This is a genomic window from Streptomyces iakyrus, from assembly GCF_000717055.1.
Lineage (GTDB): Bacteria > Actinomycetota > Actinomycetes > Streptomycetales > Streptomycetaceae > Streptomyces > Streptomyces iakyrus.
On record NZ_JNXI01000072.1, the window covers coordinates 1 to 1,008 of the forward strand.

1 protein-coding gene is annotated in these 1,008 nt (G+C 68.4%); it reads right to left on the bottom strand.

What is annotated here, in order from left to right; all coding sequences use genetic code 11:
• Positions 1-19 precede the first annotated feature (19 nt).
• Positions 20-951 (bottom strand): IS5 family transposase gene (locus OO68_RS45090; RefSeq protein WP_439332906.1). Its coding sequence is split into 2 segments (ribosomal slippage): positions 20-615 and positions 615-951, totalling 933 coding nucleotides; the frame shifts between segments, so codons are not numbered across the junction.
• Positions 952-1,008: the final 57 nt, after the last annotated feature.

Here is a 1,008-nt window from a genome sequence, read left to right on the forward strand (position 1 = left end):
CTAGGACTTGTCCGGCCGATCATGCGCGGAGCCAGATGACGAGGGCTGCGGCAGTCGCGGTGCCGAGGAAAACGTAGCCGCGCTTGTCATAGCGGGTGGCCACGGCTCTGGCGTGCTTGAGCCTGTTGATGGCCCGTTCGACGGTGTTGCGTTTCTTGTACCGCTCTTCGTCGAAGCCCGGTGGCCGTCCGCCGCGTGAGCCTTTGCGTAGGCGGGCGGCCTGACTGTCCGTCTTCTCGGGGATGGTGTGCCGGATGCCGCGTCGTCGCAGGTAGTCGCGGCAGGGGCCGTTGCTGTAGGCCTTGTCGGCCGCGAGGCTGTCAGGCTTCTTGCGCGGCCTGCCCGGCCCGGTCCGCGGAACGCGAATCTTCTCCAGCACGGGCTTGAACTGGGTGCAGTCCGCCCGCTGTCCGGGGGTGACGATCAGAGACAGCGGGCGGCAGCGGCCGTCCGCGCTCAGGTGGAGCTTGGTGGTGAACCCGCCGCGCGAGCGGCCCAGGCCCTCACCTCCTGCACCACCTCCACCAGGTGGGCGACGAGGCTCTGCCACGGCGTCTCGTCCTGGTGTTCTGCCGCTGCGTCCCCCTTTGAGTCGGGCGTCGGCGGTGGTTCGGTGCGGGCGCCGGCCGCGTGCTGATGGGCCCGCACGATGGTGGAGTCGACCGAGACGTCCCAGTTGATGTCACCTGCCGCGTCGGCTGCGGCCTGGACCTGCTGGAGCAGTCGTTCCCAGGTTCCGTCGGCCGACCACAGGCGGTGGCGTTCGTAGACCGTCTTCCACGGGCCGAACCGTTCGGGCAGGTCACGCCACTGAACGCCGGTCCGTACGCGGTGCAGAATCCCGTCGATCACCTGCCGGTGATCCCGCCACCTGCCACAACGCCTGTTGCTGACCGGCAGGAACGGCCGCAGCCGTTCCCACTCGGCATCTGTCAGATCGCCCCGCCCCATGCCCACATCAACGACACGACAACGGAGTAGTCACATGATCGGCCGGACAAGTCCTAG